The sequence below is a fragment of the Paenibacillus protaetiae genome (genome assembly GCF_004135365.1).
Taxonomy (GTDB): Bacteria; Bacillota; Bacilli; order Paenibacillales; family Paenibacillaceae; genus Paenibacillus_AP; species Paenibacillus_AP protaetiae.
In genome coordinates this window covers 3,122,501-3,138,770 of the sequence record NZ_CP035492.1, presented here as the reverse complement: position 1 = coordinate 3,138,770, position 16,270 = coordinate 3,122,501, and the positions used below count along the sequence as shown (strand labels likewise).

Genomic DNA, 16,270 nt, shown 5'->3' with positions numbered 1-16,270 from the left:
TCATGGAAGAGCTGAAGGACGTGCTCGTACGCGGTACGGCATGGGGCGGCAAAATTCGCGTGTTTGCCGCACGCACAACGCAGCTGGTTAGCGAGCTGCAGCGCCGCCACCAGTCCATGCCGACCGCAACGGCGGCGCTTGGACGTACGGCAACGGCCGGTGCGATCATGGGCGCAATGCTGAAGGGCCAGGAGAAGTTGACCATTCAGGTCAAAGGCGAAGGGCCAATCGGGCAAATTGTTGTCGACGCGAATGCCGACGGCGAAGTGCGCGGTTATGCGGACCATCCGGAAGTGCATTTGCCCAGCAACAGCGAAGGGAAGCTGGATGTCGCAGGCGTTGTAGGGCAAACCGGTTACCTGCATGTCATTAAGGATTTGGGGCTCAAAGAGCCGTACCGGGGCAGTGTTCCGATTATTTCGGGCGAGCTGGCGGAAGATTTTACGTATTACTTTGCCGTATCGGAGCAGACGCCTTCGGCAGTCGGGCTTGGCGTGCTTGTGGATACGGACGGTTCCGTCCTGCATGCCGGCGGTTTTGTCGTGCAGCTGCTGCCGGGCCTCACCGAAGACGAAATTTCGCAGCTTGAAAAGGCGATTGGCCAAATGCCGCATGTCACGAAGCTGCTGGATCAAGGGGAAACGCCGGAGCAGCTGCTGCGCTGGGTTGTAGGCGACGATCTGCACATTCACAGCTCGATGGATATTGCTTTCAAATGCCAATGCTCAGAGGAGCGTGTGGAACAAACCTTAATCAGCTTGGGCGAATCGGAGCTTCGGCAAATTATTGAAGATGACGGCAAAGCGGAAGTCGTATGCCATTTTTGCAACGAGGCCTACACGTTTGAACGCGGCCATTTAGAGAGGCTGCTGGAGCAAGCTTCCTCCAGATCGAAGGAGTAGGCGGAGGGTGTAGGAAATGAGGAAATATGAGGTGCTGAGGGCAGTCGTAATCCTTCAGGCCATATGTATGGTCGTATTGGCCGCGGTTGTAGTAGTGAAGCTGCTTCCCGGCCAGGACGGCTCGGACGATTCCGATACGAAATTCCGTGAAGGCGGGCTTGCAGAAGGCTCAAAGGCCGTTGCTTCCATTGGAGGCGAGACCGTTACGGAAAAGGAACTGGGGCAAGCGCTTTACGACAAATACGGCGAAGAGGTGCTGCGGACGATTCTCGTCCATAAAGCGATCGACCTCGAAGTGAAGAAGGAAGGCATTACGCTCACGAGCGAAGAGCAGGAAGCGGAGCTTTCCTCCTTAACCGAGGGCTACTCCAGCGAAAGCGAATATTTTCAGATGATGCAGGACCAGCTTGGCATGACCAAGCAGGAGGTGCTCGATGATATGCGTTACCGTCTGCTGCTGGAAAAAATCGCAACGCAATCCGTTACGGTATCGAAGCAGGAGATCGACGATTACATTGATGCGCATGCAGACAGCTACAGTGATAAACTGCAGCTGCACCTCCGGTGGATTGTAACCTCGACCGAGCAGGCTGCCAATTCGGTATTGGACCGGCTTGCCGGCGGAGAAGACTTTGCGCAGCTGGCGGAGGAGCAGTCTATCGATTCGTTTACGGCGGCAAGCGGCGGCGACCTTGGTCTCATAGACGCCAAGGATCCTTTCTATCAGCCGGATATTCTGGATGCGGCAAGCCGCCTGCAGACCGGAGAATACGCCGGGCCTTTTGAAGTGGATGCCGGGTATGCGGTTGTTCAGCTCGTTGAGCGGCGGCTGACGAAAGGGCAGGATATGGCCGAAGTGCGCAAGCAGGTGGAGCAGCAGCTCGCCTTGGCGAAAGCAAAGCCGCTTCATGATGTGGAAGATGATTTGCTGCGCAAATACGGTGCGGTAAATTTTCCTTGAATCTAATATTATTTTCCAGTTGGCTGCGTGTCTCTATTGACAATAGCTATCATAGATTGTTACTATGGAAGTAGTTTAAAACCAACGGAATTAGTCGGAATAAGGAGGATTATTTTACTATGGCTAAAATTGTGCAAAGCGTAACAGAGCTTATCGGTGATACTCCACTCGTTCGTTTGAACCGTATTGTTCCGGAAGGAAGCGCAGAAATCTATGTGAAGCTGGAATACCAGAATCCGGGCGCAAGCGTAAAAGACCGCATTGCAATCGGCATGATCGAGGCTGCCGAGCGTGAAGGCCTGATCAAGCCTGGTGATACAATCGTTGAGCCTACAAGCGGCAATACCGGGATCGGACTTGCACTTGTAGCAGCGGCGAAAGGTTATAAAGCGATTATCGTTATGCCGGAGTCGATGAGCATCGAGCGCCGCAACCTGCTTCGCGCTTACGGCGCTGAGCTGGTGCTGACGCCTGGGGCGGAAGGCATGAACGGCGCAGTCCGCAAAGCAGAAGAAATCGTTGCGGAAAACCCGGGTTATTTCATTCCGCAGCAATTTAAGAACCCTGCCAACGTGCAGGTTCACCGCGATACGACCGGCCCTGAAATTGTAGAAGCGATCAACTCGCTTGACGGCAAATTGGACGCGTTTGTTGCCGGCATCGGTACAGGCGGCACGATTTCCGGCGCTGGCGAAGTGCTGAAGAAAAACTTCCCGGACATTAAAATCGTAGCGGTTGAGCCATCGGCTTCCCCGCTGTTGTCGGGAGGCAAACCCGGCCCGCACAAAATTCAAGGGATCGGCGCTAACTTCGTACCGGACATCCTTAATCGTGAAATTTACGATCAAGTCATTACGATCGAAAACGACGATGCATTTGAATATGCACGCCGCGCTGCGAAAGAAGAAGGCATCCTGTGCGGCATTTCTTCCGGCGCTGCGATTTATGCAGCTCTGCAAGTAGCGAAAGAACTCGGCAAAGGCAAACGTGTAGTTGCGGTTGTTCCAAGCAACGGCGAACGTTACCTGAGCACGCCGCTGTTCAACTTCGAGAACTAATCTATTAATTGGGATAGAAGCCTTCCGGCCCGCAGCGATGCGGTCCGGAAGGCTTTTCTTTTAGAACGCGTTTTTGTATACTTAGCGAAACAAATGAACGATGGTTTTCATTGGAGGAAACGATGATGAGTTATACCGCTTGGGACCAATGGTCCTTATGGCATGCTGAAGGAAGCTACACTATGCTGCCCCTGCTGCTGAAGCAGCCGCTGCTGATCAAAGACCGTGCAGCCATCCCTTCCTGGGAAGCGGTATGGCGGGATGCTTATCCTTATGCGTTTGTACTGGAGAGCGGCAAGGACGGGCGTTATACCTATTTGGGCCTTCGGCCTTCCGAAGTCATCCGCGGCAAAGGAGGCGGCGCCGAGTCTTTTGGCTTGGAGCCTGAAGCTGCTGCGGCCGATGGCTTGCCTATCCTTGGCGGCGCGGCGCAAGGCGGCATGCAGTCCGGGCAGGCGGCCGGCCGAGGCGGGGTCCGCTCATGGAGCGGCGCGCCGCTTCCGGTAATACGGGAATGGATGTCCGGCTTCCGGGCGCCGCGTATGGAGGATGGTCCGCTGTGGACCGGCGGATGTGCAGGTTACCTTAGTTATGATGTAGCGCGCAGCATTGAGAAACTTCCGGAACTGGCGGCGGATGATTTGGATTTGCCGGACTATGTCTTTCTGCGCGTGAATGAACTGTGGATACTCGACCATACGGCAGGCGCGCTTTATTGCGCGGTGCATACGCCGGTTGCGCCGGATGCGGCCGAATCGGAGCTGCGGGCGGCTTATGAGCAGGCATGCAGGCGTGCGGAGCAAATGGCGGCGCTGTGGGAAAGTCGGTTTGGAGCGGAAGCGGCGGAACGTACTGCCGCTGATGCTGCACGCGAGGAGCGGCGCAAGGTGATGGCGGAAGGGCAGCCGGATATTCAGCTGCCAGTGCCGGGCGCGGCATCGCCTTTTCCGAAAGAAGCGTTCCAGGCGGCTGTTACCCGCATCCAGCAGTATATTTCGCAAGGCGATGTGTTTCAGGCCAATTTGTCGCTGCGCCAGCAGCGCAGCTTGGCCACGCCGCCTGAAGAGCTGTATGAATGGTTAAGGCTGCTGAATCCTTCCCCTTATATGGGCTTTATGCGGTTTCCCGATTTTCAGCTGGTGTCGGCTTCGCCGGAGCTGCTGGTATGGAAGCGGGGCCGCCAGCTGGCGACTCGGCCAATCGCCGGCACCAGGCGCCGGGGGCGCACGGCGGAGGAAGATGCGCTGATGGAGCAGGAGCTGCACACGAACGAAAAAGAAATCGCCGAGCATATTATGCTGGTGGATTTGGAGCGCAACGATTTGGGACGCATTGCTGCCTACGGTACGGTCAAGGTGGAAGAGCTGATGGCTGTCGAGCGTTATTCGCATGTGATGCATCTGGTGTCGCAGGTGGAGGGGCAGCTGGCGGATGGAAAAGACGGTTATGACGTTATAGCGGCAACGTTTCCGGGAGGGACGATTACCGGAGCGCCCAAAATCCGGACGATGGAGATTATCGAGGAGCTGGAGCCGGTGCGCCGCGGGCCGTATACAGGCTCGATGGGATGGATTGACTATAACGGCGATATGGAATTTAATATTATAATAAGAACAATGGTTGTGCAGGCTGGAACTGTCCATATTCAGACCGGCGCCGGGATCGTTATTGATTCAGATCCGGAGCGGGAGTACGTTGAATGCATGAATAAGGCGAAGGCGCTGTGGAAAGCGATTCAATACAGCGAAGCGGCAACCGTTCCGGCTCATGAGCAGGCTTAGCCTGTGAACAGAAGAGACTAGACAGAAGAAGAGAATAGAAGAGTGCCGCCTAGCCGGCACGAGATTAGAGGAGGCGCTGGAACGATGATTCTTGTTATTGATAATTATGATTCGTTTACGTATAACCTGGTGCAGTATTTAGGACAGCTTGGCGAGGACATTATCGTCAAACGAAATGACGAAATCGGCCTGGAAGGTATCCGGGAGCTTGCTCCCGATCATATTCTTATTTCGCCGGGGCCATGTTCCCCGAATGAAGCGGGCATCAGCCTTGCGCTGATTGAGCATTTTAAAGGCGAGATTCCGATTTTTGGCGTTTGCCTCGGCCATCAGTCGATTGGCCAAGCTTTTGGCGGTGAAGTGGTGCGCGCGGAAAGGCTGATGCATGGCAAAACATCGCAAATTTATCATAACGGCACTTCCGTATTTGAAGGAATGCCTTCGCCGTTTACGGCTACGCGGTACCATTCGCTTATTGTCCGCCGCGAGACGCTGCCGGACTGCCTCGAAATTACGGCAGAGACGGCGGAAGGCGAAATTATGGGCTTGCGCCATAAGGCATATCCGGTTGAAGGCGTTCAGTTCCATCCGGAATCGATCATTACGGAGCATGGCCTCACGATGCTGCGCAATTTCTTGAAGCGGCGTGCCGGAGCCATCCAATGAAGGTCGGGTACAACGGGGATGTCGTAGATGCCAAAGAAGCTGTGATCTCAGTATTTGATCACGGCTTTTTGTACGGAATGGGGTTGTTTGAAACGTTCCGGACTTACGGGGGTAAACCTTATTTGCTGGACCGCCATATGCAGCGGCTGGCGGCTGGCTGCCGCGAGCTGGGCATCCGCATCCCGATTACCGGTGCGGAGGTGCGGGAATGGCTCAGCCGGCTGCTGGCGGCGAACGGGCTGGGAGAAGCGTATGTGCGCCTGACCGTATCGGCGGGCGATGCCGGCCTTGGGCTGCCGTCCGGCGAATATGAGCAGCCGAATGTGGTATTGCTCGTTAAGCCGCTGCCGGATGTAAGCGAGGAGGTTTACCGGCAGGGGCGGGAGCTGCGGCTGCTGAAGACGGCGCGGAATACGCCGGAAGGCGGTTATCGTCTAAAATCTCTCCATTATATGAACAATATATTGGCAAAACAGGAGCTGCTGGCGGCCAAAGTTTCGGCAGGTGCGGAAGGGCTGATGCTGACCCGTGAAGGCCGGCTTGCCGAAGGCATTGTCAGCAATCTGTTTTTTGTGCGGGACGGCAAAGTGTGCACCCCAGGCCTGGAGACGGGCATACTGCCCGGCATTACAAGGCAGCGGGTGCTGGAACTGGCGAGCGAAGCCGGCTATGAGACGGAAGAAGGGCTGTACGGCTGGGATGATCTGCTGCAGGCGGCTGAAGTATGGACAACGGGCTCTGTGCAGGAGCTGATGCCGATTACGAAGCTGACGGACCTGCAGGGCGTTTCTTATCAAGTGGGCCAGGGGACGGCAGGCCCTGCAGCCAGCGCCCTGCTTGCGGCGTACCGGCACGATGCGCGGAATGTCAAGGCTTAATGCGTTGTGGACACAATTAGCGGCAATAGAAAGGAACAGGCGAAGATGGGAACTTTAATTAGCGGCAGCAACGTGCAGCGCACATATGATTTTGGCGGCGGCGCCAAGCTGGAATTTGGGCGCCGGACGCTTATTATGGGAATATTGAACGCAACGCCGGACTCTTTTTCGGATGGGGGCCAATACAACAGCGTGGAAGCGGCGGTCCAGCAGGCGCTGCGCATGGCGGGCGAAGGCGCGGACCTCATTGATATCGGCGGCGAATCGACGCGGCCGGGCAGCGACCCGGTATCGCTCGAGGAGGAGCTGCGCCGCGTCATTCCGGTGATCCGGGCTGTGCGGGAAGCGCTGCCTGGCATGCCGCTGTCGATTGATACCTATAAGGCGGAGACCGCCAGACAGGCGCTGGAAGCGGGCGCCCATATTATTAATGATATTTGGGCGCTGAAGGCGGACCCGGACATGGCCGCGGTTGCGGAGCAATACAATTGCCCGGTCATTTTATGCCATAACCGCCACGATATGAACTACGGCGACCTCATTACCGATATTATAGAAGATTTGCAGGAGAGCGTAGCGATTGCCAGGGCGGCGGGCATTTCCACCCGCCATATGTGGCTGGACCCCGGTCCCGGCTTTGCCAAGCATACCGGCCATAATTTGGAGCTGCTGGCGCGGCTGTCCGAGCTTACGTCCCTTGGCTTCCCGACGCTGCTTGCCACTTCGCGCAAACGGTTTATCCGCGAGACGCTGGATCTGCCGGTCCATGACCTGCTCGAAGGAACCGGCGCCACGGTGGCGCTTGGCATTGCGCAAGGCTGCCATATGATACGCGTGCATGATGTGAAAGCGATGAAGCGGGTTGCGATGATGGCCGATGCCATTGTGTACCGGGGAAACGGAGGCGGAATGAATGGATAAGATGGTCATGCAAGGAATGTCGTTTTACGGTTACCATGGCGTTTTTCCGGAGGAGAACAAGCTGGGGCAGCGGTTTGGCGTCGATCTCGAAATGGTGTTAGATCTTGGAAAAGCGTCGCAAACCGATGAACTTGAATATACGGTCAATTATGCGGAAGTGCACGGTTTGATTAAATCCATTGTGGAAGGCAGCCCTTTTAAATTGATTGAGGCGCTTGCCGGCCATATTGCCACGATGGTTTTGGAAGCTTATACTAGGGTACATGAAGTGACCGTCCGGGTCACGAAACCTAACCCGCCGTTTGATGTGCATTTTGACGGCGTAACCATTGAGCTGCGGAGAGGACGGGGTACAGATGGCAGCATCATCCCCGTTTGAGCGAGAAGCTTCGCAAGCATATGTCGCGCTTGGCTCCAATATAGGAGACCGGGAATCGCTGCTTCGGCAGGCGATCGACCGGCTGGACGGCCAGGATGGCGTCCGGGTGAGCCGCATTTCGTCCGTTTATGAAACGGAGCCGGTTGGTTACACCGATCAGCCGTCTTTTCTGAATATGGTTATAGCGGTGCAGTCGGAGCTGCCTCCTGTAGAGCTGCTGAAGACGCTTCTGCATGAAGAGAAAGAGCTTGGCCGGACAAGAGATATCCGCTGGGGGCCAAGAACGATAGATCTGGATTTGCTTCTATACGACAGCGTAGAGATGGAGACAGAGGAACTGGTATTGCCGCATCCGCGCATGATGGAGCGGGCATTTGTGCTTGTTCCGCTTCACGATGTGCTGGACGCCGGGCATCCCTTGTCAGAACGGGTTGCATCACTTGCAGCAGCAGCGCTTCAGGATGGAAAGGAAGGCATCACGTTATGGAATACGTTCAATTGGCACAGCGCGTCCGCGCATTCCGAAAGCTGAAGGGATATACGCAGCAAGAGCTGGCAAAGCTTCTAGGAGTATCGGTTGCCGTTCTTGGCTCTTTGGAGCGGGGAACCCGCAAGCCCGATAAGAAACTGCTGATGCGCATTTCAGCCACGCTGGGCATCAGTTACGAGGAGCTTGTAGCGGAGAACGGAGAAGCATAGCGGGCTAGCGGCTGCTTATGGAAAGTAGGACAAACTCGCTTTTGGCAGAAAAGCGATCACCATAGAAGGGCATATGGTTAGAAGGGGTATAACAAATGTTGAAAATCGGAAATATCGAGATGAAAAACAACGTCGTGCTTGCACCGATGGCCGGCGTATGCAATCCGGCATTCCGCCTGATCGCCAAGGAATTCGGCACAGGGCTCGTCTGCGCGGAGATGGTCAGCGACAAAGCGATTCTTCATGGCAATAAACGCACGATTGAAATGCTGTATGTAGATGAGAGGGAGAAACCGCTCAGCTTGCAAATTTTCGGGGGTGACCGCGAGTCGCTTGTCGAAGCTGCAAAAATTGTCGATAAGCAGACAAATGCTGACATTATCGACATTAATATGGGCTGTCCAGTGCCTAAAGTCACAAAATGTGACGCAGGCGCCCGCTGGCTTCTTGATCCGAATAAAATTTATGAGATGGTTTCTGCCGTTGTGGATGCCGTAGACAAACCGGTTACGGTCAAAATGCGCATCGGCTGGGATGACGAGCATGTTTACGCCGTGGAGAACGCGCAAGCGGTCGAACGGGCGGGCGGCAAGGCGGTCAGTGTTCATGGCCGCACCAGAGAGCAGCTGTATACGGGCAAAGCGAACTGGGACATTATCCGCGACGTGAAGCAGTCTGTATCCATTCCCGTTATCGGCAACGGCGACGTGTTTTCGCCGGAGGATGCGAAACGGCTGCTGGAACATACCGGCTGCGACGGCGTTATGATCGGCCGCGGCGCATTGGGCAACCCGTGGATGCTGTACCGCACCGTTCAATATTTGACGAGCGGCGAGCTGCTGCCGGATCCGACGCCGCAAGAGAAGATGGAAGTGGCGCTTTTGCACCTGGACCGTCTTTCGGCGCTTCGCGGCGAATCGGTTGCCGTACGCGAAATGCGCAAGCATTTGGCTTGGTACTTGAAGGGGCTGCCTGGCGCAGCGCGCGTCAAGGACGTCATTATGGAGGAAACCAGCCGCGACAAGCTGGCCGCCATTCTGGAGCAGTACATCAGCTCGCTTGAAGAATCGACTGCTCCCGGAGCAGCGGCCGGCAAAGCAGTTCATTAATGATTCAAGCGCATAGTCTCCTGCTGTGCGCTTGTTTTTTGAGTGAAGCGTTTTCAAAATTGATTTGGCTTTGATTGACATTCGGGGTGAATTTGCAATATAATCTTGCAATATACATCAGAGCCAGCGCTTTTTTTGGTTACCGCCGGGGCATGTTGGCATGGCGACCGCGCGTAATATAGACGTAAGACCCTTCATACCAAGTATGAAAATATGTCAAATGACAGGAGAATCGGATTATGAGCGATAAAGAGATTATTCTCACTCAAGACGGTTTGAAGAAGCTGGAGGAAGAACTTGAGAATCTGAAGTCGGTCAAACGCCGCGAAGTAGCCGAACGGATTAAAGTCGCTATCGGCTATGGCGATATTAGCGAAAACTCGGAATACGAGGATGCGAAGAACGAGCAGGCCTTTATTGAAGGGCGTATCATTACGCTTGAGAAGATGCTCCGCAACGCTCGTATTATTAATAATGATGAAATTGATATCGACACCGTCAGCATCGGTTCGATTGTAACAGTTGAAGATTTGGAGTTCGGTGATACAATGGAATATACCATTGTAGGGACTGCGGAGTCTGATCCGCTGCAAAACAAGATTTCCAATGAAAGCCCTGTTGGCAAGGCGATTTTAGGCAAGAAAAAGGGTACTGTCGTAGATGTAAGTGTTCCTGCTGGCATTATTCAATATAAAATCGTTGATATTAAAAAATAAGGTGTACCCGTGCTTCACGCGCATAACCATTTAAACGTCACAGAAAGATATGCGCCGCGCAAGAAGGTGTAAGTTTCGGAGCTCGCAGCTCCGGGGCTTACACTTTCTTCATGATGATTTTGCCTGTGTGAGCGAACCGGCCCCTGCGGTGCCGGTAAACGGAATCGTACGCGAGGAAGGTTCGAGGAGATGGATAAAGTGGAACATCAAAATCAAGAGCAAGGACAAGTGCAGGAGCAAGAGCTTAGCGAGCTGCTGCAAATACGCAGAAACAAGCTGGACGAGCTGCGCTCGCTTGGCGTAGACCCGTTTGGAGGCAAGTTCGTCCGTTCGCATCAGGCGAAACAAATTTTTGAAGCGTATGAAGGGCTCGAGAAAGAAGAGCTGGAAGAGAAAGCTGTCCAAGTGACCATTGCCGGCCGTATTATGCAAAAGCGGGTAATGGGCAAAGCTTCGTTTGCGCATATTCAAGATTTGAGCGGCAAAATTCAAATCTACGTCCGCAAAGATTCGGTTGAAGAAAGCAAATACGCCGCATTCAACATGCTGGATATCGGCGATATCGTTGGCGTTAAAGGCACCGTGTTCAAAACGAATACCGGTGAGCTTTCGGTCAAAGTAAGCGAAATTGACGTACTGACGAAGTCGCTCCTTCCGCTGCCGGACAAGTACCACGGCTTGAAGGATGTGGAGCTGCGTTACCGCCAGCGTTACGTGGATCTGATCGTCAACCCGGAAGTGCGCGAGACGTTTATTACCCGTTCCCGCATTATCCAGTCGATGCGCCGTTACCTGGATTCGCTTGGCTTCCTCGAAGTCGAGACGCCAACGCTGCATACGATTCCGGGAGGAGCTGCGGCACGCCCGTTTATTACGCATCACAATGCGCTTGATATGGCGCTCTACATGCGTATCGCCATCGAGCTTCATTTGAAACGGCTGATTGTCGGCGGCATGGAGAAAGTATACGAGATCGGCCGCGTATACCGGAACGAAGGCATTTCCACCCGCCACAACCCGGAATTTACGCTGCTTGAGCTGTATGAAGCTTACGCTGACTATAAAGACATCATGGAACTGACGGAAAATGTCATCGTCCACGTGGCGCAAGACGTGCTTGGTACAACGAACATCACCTACCAAGGGCAGGAAGTGAACCTCGGCAAGCCTTGGCGCCGCCAGTCGATGGTCGATCTCGTCAAGGAAGCGACCGGCGTTGACTTCTCGGCAGAGATGACTGACGAAGAAGCGCATGCGCTGGCGAAGGAGCATAAAGTACAGGTTGAACCACATATGTCGTTTGGCCATATTTTGAATGCTTTCTTCGAAACGTTTGTTGAGCATACGCTGATCGAGCCGACGTTTGTGACGGGCCATCCGGTGGCAATTTCTCCGCTTGCGAAGAAAAATGCCGAAGATCCGCGCTTTACTGACCGTTTCGAGCTGTTTATCGTTGGCCGCGAGCATGCGAACGCCTTTACCGAGCTGAACGATCCGATCGACCAGCGCGAGCGTTTTGAAGCGCAAGTGGCGGAGAAGGAGCAAGGCAATGACGAAGCGCATGAAATGGATGATGATTTCATCCGCGCTCTGGAATTCGGCATGCCGCCGACAGGCGGTCTCGGGATCGGCATCGACCGCCTCATTATGCTGCTGACCGATGCTCCGTCCATCCGCGATGTGCTGCTCTTCCCTCATATGCGGGACAGCCATCAATCATAACATTGCTGACCAAAGCCGTCCGGGATTCCCGGACGGCTTTTTTTTTGATCGTGCAGTGCAGAGGGCCGGATTGCCCGGAACGCCGCCGATTGCATTCCGTTAGCCGGCGCGTCTTTTTAGCTTTCCGTGTTGCCTTGACTATGGCAGCGCGCAGCTTGCGCGCTGCCGCTAATGGGCCTGTGCGGCCGCCTCCATCGGTAAAGCCCGCAAGTACGTCGGCTGCAAACATTGACCCTCATCTCTTTTTCCGCTAGAGTGAAAATGAATGAAATATTGGTTTGAATATCCATCCTTTGAGGTGAAAAGCGGAAATGTTGAAGCAAAGTATTCGTTTCGGCGCAGCAGCTTTTATATTTATAGCTGTTATCGTGCTTGCGCTCCCCTTAACTGCACATGCCGCCACGGTGTTTCCCCCTTTTATAACCGCTGCGACGGCTGCGGCGACAGCTGCGCAGGAGGGACATATACCGGAGAAAGTGTCCGCGCTTCCGGATCTTGCATTCTCCGCTTTTTACGGTCTTATCTTTCTATACTTCTATAACCGCTTGATCAGGCGGCAGACGCCGCTTTCCTTGCAGCCGGAACAGGCGCGGGGCGGGCGGAATACCCTTTATGCGCTGGCAGCCGGCTTTATACTGGCTTTTGCGGTCCGTTTATGGATCGGCGCATCCAACCCGGGATACGTCAATGACTTGAAGACGTTTATGTTCTGGGCGCAGCGGGCGTCGGACGGCGGCTTAAGCCATTTTTATGAAAAAGGCATGTTCGCCGATTACCCTCCCGGCTACATCTATGTGCTGTATGTGCTGGGTACGATCCAGCATTGGCTGGGTCTTGCCGACACATCCATCGGAGCGAGGGTGCTGTACAAGTTTCCCGCGATACTTGCCGATCTCATTTCCGGCTTATTGCTGTACCGCCTCGGTGCCAGACGGATTGGGCGGACGGCCGCATTTGGACTAGCCATGCTTTATATATGGAATCCTGCGGTCATCGCAGACTCCGCCGCTTGGGGACAAGTGGACAGCGTATTTGCTTTCGTACTCGTCCTTTCATTATTCGGCATAGCGAGAGGCCGCTTGACGGCAGGCACGGTTTGGTTTGCAATTGCTGCGCTGGTCAAACCTCAGGCTTTTATTTTTACGCCGGTTTTACTGCTGACCTACTGGCATAGCCGGAGCGGGAAACGGGCAGCCGCCGCCGTATTGTCCGGCTTTGCGGCCTTTCTGCTGCTGGCAGCGCCGTTTTTCTGGTCAAACGGAGGCGTTCGCGGGCTGATTGACTTGTATACATCCACTTTATCGTCTTATCCGTATGCCACGCTCAATGCGTTTAACCTGTATATGCTTACCGGCGGCAACTGGGCTCAACTGGCGGACAGCTGGCTGTATATGCCGTACGAGGCATGGGGCAAAATCGGCATCGTGTTGGCGGTTGCCTTCGCCGCTATGTATTCTTTGCGCCGTAAAAAAAGCGGCGAAGACGGTCTCGCGCCAAGCTTATATATCGCAATAGTGCTCATTGCAGCCGTATTTGTGCTTGTCACGAAAATGCACGAACGTTACTTATTCCCGGTCATATTGTTATGCGCTGCGGCGTTTATCCAGTCGAAGGACCGGCGGATGCTGTATCTGCTGTTTGGCTTCAGCATTACACAATTCGTCAACATCAACTACGTGCTGGCCTTCAGCCATATCAACAGCCATCCGACGGCGGACGGCATTGCGATATTGTGCTCGATTACTAACCTGTGCCTGCTCGCTTATTTGCTGTATGTCGGCTTCGAGCTGTACATCCGCCGCCGTACGCAGCCGGTCAAACCATATACGAACGAGGACGCCAGCCGTGCGGAGGAAATGCGCCTTGCCGAGCTATACGCTTCGCCGGGTGAAGCGGCCGCCGTCAAAAAAACGAACCGCCTGAAGCGGCGCGACTGGCTTTGGATGGGAGGCATTACGGCCGTCTACGCCATTGTTGCCTTCATTCAGCTGGGCTCGCATCAGGGACCGGTTACCGACTGGAAACCGGAAATGAGCGGCCAAAGCTTTTATGTCGACTTTGGCGAATCGGAGCCGCTCGATTCGTTTGTTGCCTTCGGCGGCGTCGGAAGCGGCAAGTATAAGCTGGAGTTCAGCGATTCCCCTGATCAGTGGGGCCATCCGGTCGAGGTGGATCACACTTCAAGCAGTGTTTTCAAATGGAACAAGCAGAAGCTTGTCGACGTAGATGCGCGTTATGCGAAGCTGACCGTCGAAAGCGCAGGCTTTACGCTGCATGAGCTTGCTTTCTACGCATCAGGGAGCGACACGCCGCTGCCTATTGTAACCATTAACGCAGACGATGCCGCATCAGCGGAACGGGGAAGTGTGCAGGCGTTATTTGACGAGCAGAACCTCGCGACCAATAAGCCAAGCTTTATGAACGGCGCTTATTTCGACGAAATTTACCACGCGCGCACTGCTTACGAGTTTTTGCACGGCATGAATGCGTATGAGAATACCCATCCCCCGCTCGGCAAGCTGCTGATTGCGGTCGGGATCAAAATATTTGGCCTGAATACGTTTGGCTGGCGTGTGGTCGGCACCGTATTTGGCATCGGCATGTTGCCGATCATGTATGTTTTTGCGCTGCGCCTGTTCCGCAGGACCGGGTATGCAGCCATTGCAACGGGCTTGTTCGCTGTTGATTTTATGCACTTCACGCAAACCCGGATTGCAACAATCGACGTTTACGGCGTATTTTTCATCATGCTCATGTTTTATTTTATGCATCGTTACCGCGATACCGACTTTTACAAGCTGCCGCTTCGCTCGGCGATTTGGCCGCTCTTTTGGTCGGGGCTGTTTTTTGGCATCGGGGCTGCTTCGAAGTGGATCGTGCTGTACGGCGGAGCAGGACTTGCTGTTGTCCTGTTTATGACGCTCTACAGCCGTTACAGGCAATATGCCGCCGCCAAAAAAACGCTCGCCGCGTCAGGCGGCATGTTCGTGGAACGGATCGAGGGGGAAGAAGGCTTGCTGCGGCACGTTGTCCGGGAATTCCCCGTCGCACCGTTTGGACGCTGGCTTGCTGCGTCCTGTTTTTCCTGGTTATTCCGGCAGCGATCTATGCGGCGTCGTTTATCCCGCTGCTTGACGCCAAGCCGGCCGGCTATACGCTTAAAGGTCTTGTAGACGAACAGATTCATATGTACCAATACCACAGCGGACTAACAGCAACGCATCCGTACGCCTCCTGGTGGTGGGAGTGGCCGTTTATGAAGCGTCCGGTATGGTACTTCAGCGGGCGGAGCATTATGCCGGCCGGAGAGGTTTCGACCATTAGCGCATTTGGCAATCCTGTATTATGGTGGGGTGGAATTTTTGCCGTCATCGGGGCGATTTATTTCAGCCTGAAACGGAAAGACAGCCGGATGTACATCGTCTGGATCGCTTATTTATCGCAATATGTGCCTTGGATGCTTGTGCCGCGCGTAACGTTCCTGTACCACTATTTTGCGATGGTGCCGTTTATGATTATTTCCATCGTCTATATGATGAAGCTGCTGGATGAAAAATGGCCGCAGTGGAAGCCGGTACGCAACCTTTATATCGCGGCCGCCGTCGTTATGTTTATCCTGTTTTATCCGGTATTATCCGGCATGACGGTGAGCCAGAACTATGTGACCTATGTGCTGCGCTGGTTTGATACATGGGTGTTTTGATCATAAATAGCAAAAAAGCTGCGCATTGCGCTTTGAAGGAGATTACGAGTTGTGATGACGAGAGTCAAATACAGCATTATCGTTCCGATGTTTAATGAGGAGGCGGTCATTACCCACACCTGCGCTAAACTGATCGAGGTAATGGACAGCTTGAAGGAGCCGTACGAGCTGATTTTCATTAATGATGGGAGCCGGGATCAGTCTGCTGATCTAATCCGCGGCATTTGCCTGCAGGACAGCCGGGTAAAGCTGATCGACTTCTCCCGCAACTTCGGGCATCAGCTGGCCATTACTGCGGGAATGGACTACGCCGGGGGCGATGCCATCATCATTATCGACGCCGATCTGCAGGACCCGCCGGAGGTCATGCTGGCCATGATCGCCAAGTGGAAGGAAGGCTACGATGTCGTATACGGGAAGCGTCTGCAGCGCAAAGGCGAGACATGGTTCAAGAAAACGACGGCAAGTATGTTTTACCGGCTGCTGCGCAGCATGACCAATGTGGAAATCCCGGTGGATACCGGCGATTTCCGGTTGATCGACCGCAAGGTCAACGACGTGCTCAGCCGGCTGAAGGAGAAAAACCGTTTTGTCCGCGGCTTGGTCAGCTGGGTCGGCTTCCGCCAAACGTCGGTTGAATACGTGCGCGAGGAGCGTTTTGCCGGGGAAACGAAATATCCGCTCCGTAAAATGATCAGCTTTGCGCTCGACGGCATCACGTCTTTCTCCTATAAGCCATTGAAGCTGGCTTCTTATTTAGGATTTATTCTGTCTG

The 16,270-nt window shown here is 54.3% G+C and carries 16 protein-coding genes (1 of these 16 only partly in view); all 16 read left to right on the top strand.

Annotated elements, in window-relative coordinates; genetic code table 11:
- Positions 1 to 2 precede the first annotated feature (2 nt).
- Complete coding sequence (gene hslO / locus ET464_RS14515; protein WP_129442051.1) at positions 3 to 902, top strand: Hsp33 family molecular chaperone HslO; 900 nt, start codon at positions 3 to 5, stop codon at positions 900 to 902.
- 16 nt (positions 903 to 918) lie between these two features.
- Positions 919 to 1,863, top strand: a complete 945-nt coding sequence (locus ET464_RS14510; RefSeq protein ID WP_129442049.1) for a peptidylprolyl isomerase — start codon at positions 919 to 921, stop codon at positions 1,861 to 1,863.
- Between the two features lie 119 nt (positions 1,864 to 1,982).
- Positions 1,983 to 2,921 (top strand): cysteine synthase A, encoded by a 939-nt coding sequence (gene cysK / locus ET464_RS14505; protein ID WP_129442046.1) that lies wholly within the window; start codon positions 1,983 to 1,985, stop codon positions 2,919 to 2,921.
- 125 nt (positions 2,922 to 3,046) lie between these two features.
- On the top strand, positions 3,047 to 4,702 hold the full coding sequence (locus ET464_RS14500) for an anthranilate synthase component I family protein (protein WP_129444426.1): 1,656 nt from the start codon (positions 3,047 to 3,049) through the stop codon (positions 4,700 to 4,702).
- Between the two features lie 84 nt (positions 4,703 to 4,786).
- Complete coding sequence (gene pabA / locus ET464_RS14495; protein WP_129442044.1) at positions 4,787 to 5,368, top strand: aminodeoxychorismate/anthranilate synthase component II; 582 nt, start codon at positions 4,787 to 4,789, stop codon at positions 5,366 to 5,368.
- Positions 5,365 to 6,246, top strand: coding sequence for an aminodeoxychorismate lyase (pabC, locus tag ET464_RS14490; protein WP_129442042.1), 882 nt, complete (start codon positions 5,365 to 5,367; stop codon positions 6,244 to 6,246). The genes pabA and pabC overlap by 4 nt, the downstream gene beginning before the upstream one ends.
- 45 nt (positions 6,247 to 6,291) lie before the next feature.
- Positions 6,292 to 7,167, top strand: coding sequence for a dihydropteroate synthase (gene folP, locus ET464_RS14485; RefSeq protein WP_129442040.1), 876 nt, complete (start codon positions 6,292 to 6,294; stop codon positions 7,165 to 7,167).
- A complete protein-coding gene (gene folB / locus ET464_RS14480; protein ID WP_129442038.1) occupies positions 7,160 to 7,546 on the top strand; it encodes a dihydroneopterin aldolase in 387 nt (128 codons plus the stop codon). The genes folP and folB overlap by 8 nt, the downstream gene beginning before the upstream one ends.
- Complete coding sequence (gene folK, locus ET464_RS14475) at positions 7,524 to 8,078, top strand: 2-amino-4-hydroxy-6-hydroxymethyldihydropteridine diphosphokinase (RefSeq protein WP_129442036.1); 555 nt, start codon at positions 7,524 to 7,526, stop codon at positions 8,076 to 8,078. Before folB ends, folK begins: the two co-directional genes overlap by 23 nt.
- Positions 8,030 to 8,245 carry a helix-turn-helix domain-containing protein gene (locus ET464_RS14470; RefSeq protein WP_129442034.1) on the top strand — a complete coding sequence of 72 codons (216 nt, stop codon included), beginning with the start codon at positions 8,030 to 8,032 and terminating at the stop codon, positions 8,243 to 8,245. Before folK ends, ET464_RS14470 begins: the two co-directional genes overlap by 49 nt.
- A gap of 95 nt (positions 8,246 to 8,340) precedes the next feature.
- The gene (gene dusB / locus ET464_RS14465) at positions 8,341 to 9,354 is read left to right on the top strand and encodes a tRNA dihydrouridine synthase DusB (RefSeq protein ID WP_129442032.1); all 1,014 of its coding nucleotides are present in this window, start codon (positions 8,341 to 8,343) and stop codon (positions 9,352 to 9,354) included.
- Positions 9,355 to 9,593: 239 nt separating this feature from the next.
- Entirely contained in the window at positions 9,594 to 10,070 is a 477-nt protein-coding gene (greA, locus tag ET464_RS14460; RefSeq protein WP_129442030.1) for a transcription elongation factor GreA, read from the top strand.
- Between the two features lie 189 nt (positions 10,071 to 10,259).
- The gene (lysS, locus tag ET464_RS14455) at positions 10,260 to 11,792 is read left to right on the top strand and encodes a lysine--tRNA ligase (protein ID WP_129442028.1); all 1,533 of its coding nucleotides are present in this window, start codon (positions 10,260 to 10,262) and stop codon (positions 11,790 to 11,792) included.
- Between the two features lie 311 nt (positions 11,793 to 12,103).
- A complete protein-coding gene (locus ET464_RS14450) occupies positions 12,104 to 14,965 on the top strand; it encodes a phospholipid carrier-dependent glycosyltransferase (RefSeq protein ID WP_129442026.1) in 2,862 nt (953 codons plus the stop codon).
- A 14-nt stretch (positions 14,966 to 14,979) separates the two neighbouring features.
- Entirely contained in the window at positions 14,980 to 15,495 is a 516-nt protein-coding gene (locus ET464_RS14445; protein ID WP_129442024.1) for a dolichyl-phosphate-mannose--protein mannosyltransferase, read from the top strand.
- A 54-nt stretch (positions 15,496 to 15,549) separates the two neighbouring features.
- On the top strand, positions 15,550 to 16,270 hold the 5' portion of the coding sequence (locus ET464_RS14440; protein ID WP_129444425.1) for a glycosyltransferase family 2 protein. The gene runs 269 nt beyond the window's last position; only the first 721 of its 990 coding nucleotides appear in the window; its start codon is at positions 15,550 to 15,552; its stop codon lies off the right edge, out of view.

Coding starts and splice junctions, on each gene's coding strand:
- ET464_RS14470 (WP_129442034.1), top strand. CDS start 8,030: ATGGAATACGTTCAATTGGCACAGCGCGTCCGCGCATTCCGAAAGCTG.
- cysK (WP_129442046.1), top strand. CDS start 1,983: ATGGCTAAAATTGTGCAAAGCGTAACAGAGCTTATCGGTGATACTCCA.
- folK (WP_129442036.1), top strand. CDS start 7,524: ATGGCAGCATCATCCCCGTTTGAGCGAGAAGCTTCGCAAGCATATGTC.
- greA (WP_129442030.1), top strand. CDS start 9,594: ATGAGCGATAAAGAGATTATTCTCACTCAAGACGGTTTGAAGAAGCTG.
- folB (WP_129442038.1), top strand. CDS start 7,160: ATGGATAAGATGGTCATGCAAGGAATGTCGTTTTACGGTTACCATGGC.
- ET464_RS14450 (WP_129442026.1), top strand. CDS start 12,104: ATGTTGAAGCAAAGTATTCGTTTCGGCGCAGCAGCTTTTATATTTATA.
- pabC (WP_129442042.1), top strand. CDS start 5,365: ATGAAGGTCGGGTACAACGGGGATGTCGTAGATGCCAAAGAAGCTGTG.
- lysS (WP_129442028.1), top strand. CDS start 10,260: ATGGATAAAGTGGAACATCAAAATCAAGAGCAAGGACAAGTGCAGGAG.
- ET464_RS14500 (WP_129444426.1), top strand. CDS start 3,047: ATGAGTTATACCGCTTGGGACCAATGGTCCTTATGGCATGCTGAAGGA.
- hslO (WP_129442051.1), top strand. CDS start 3: ATGGAAGAGCTGAAGGACGTGCTCGTACGCGGTACGGCATGGGGCGGC.
- folP (WP_129442040.1), top strand. CDS start 6,292: ATGGGAACTTTAATTAGCGGCAGCAACGTGCAGCGCACATATGATTTT.
- pabA (WP_129442044.1), top strand. CDS start 4,787: ATGATTCTTGTTATTGATAATTATGATTCGTTTACGTATAACCTGGTG.
- dusB (WP_129442032.1), top strand. CDS start 8,341: ATGTTGAAAATCGGAAATATCGAGATGAAAAACAACGTCGTGCTTGCA.
- ET464_RS14510 (WP_129442049.1), top strand. CDS start 919: ATGAGGAAATATGAGGTGCTGAGGGCAGTCGTAATCCTTCAGGCCATA.
- ET464_RS14445 (WP_129442024.1), top strand. CDS start 14,980: ATGTACCAATACCACAGCGGACTAACAGCAACGCATCCGTACGCCTCC.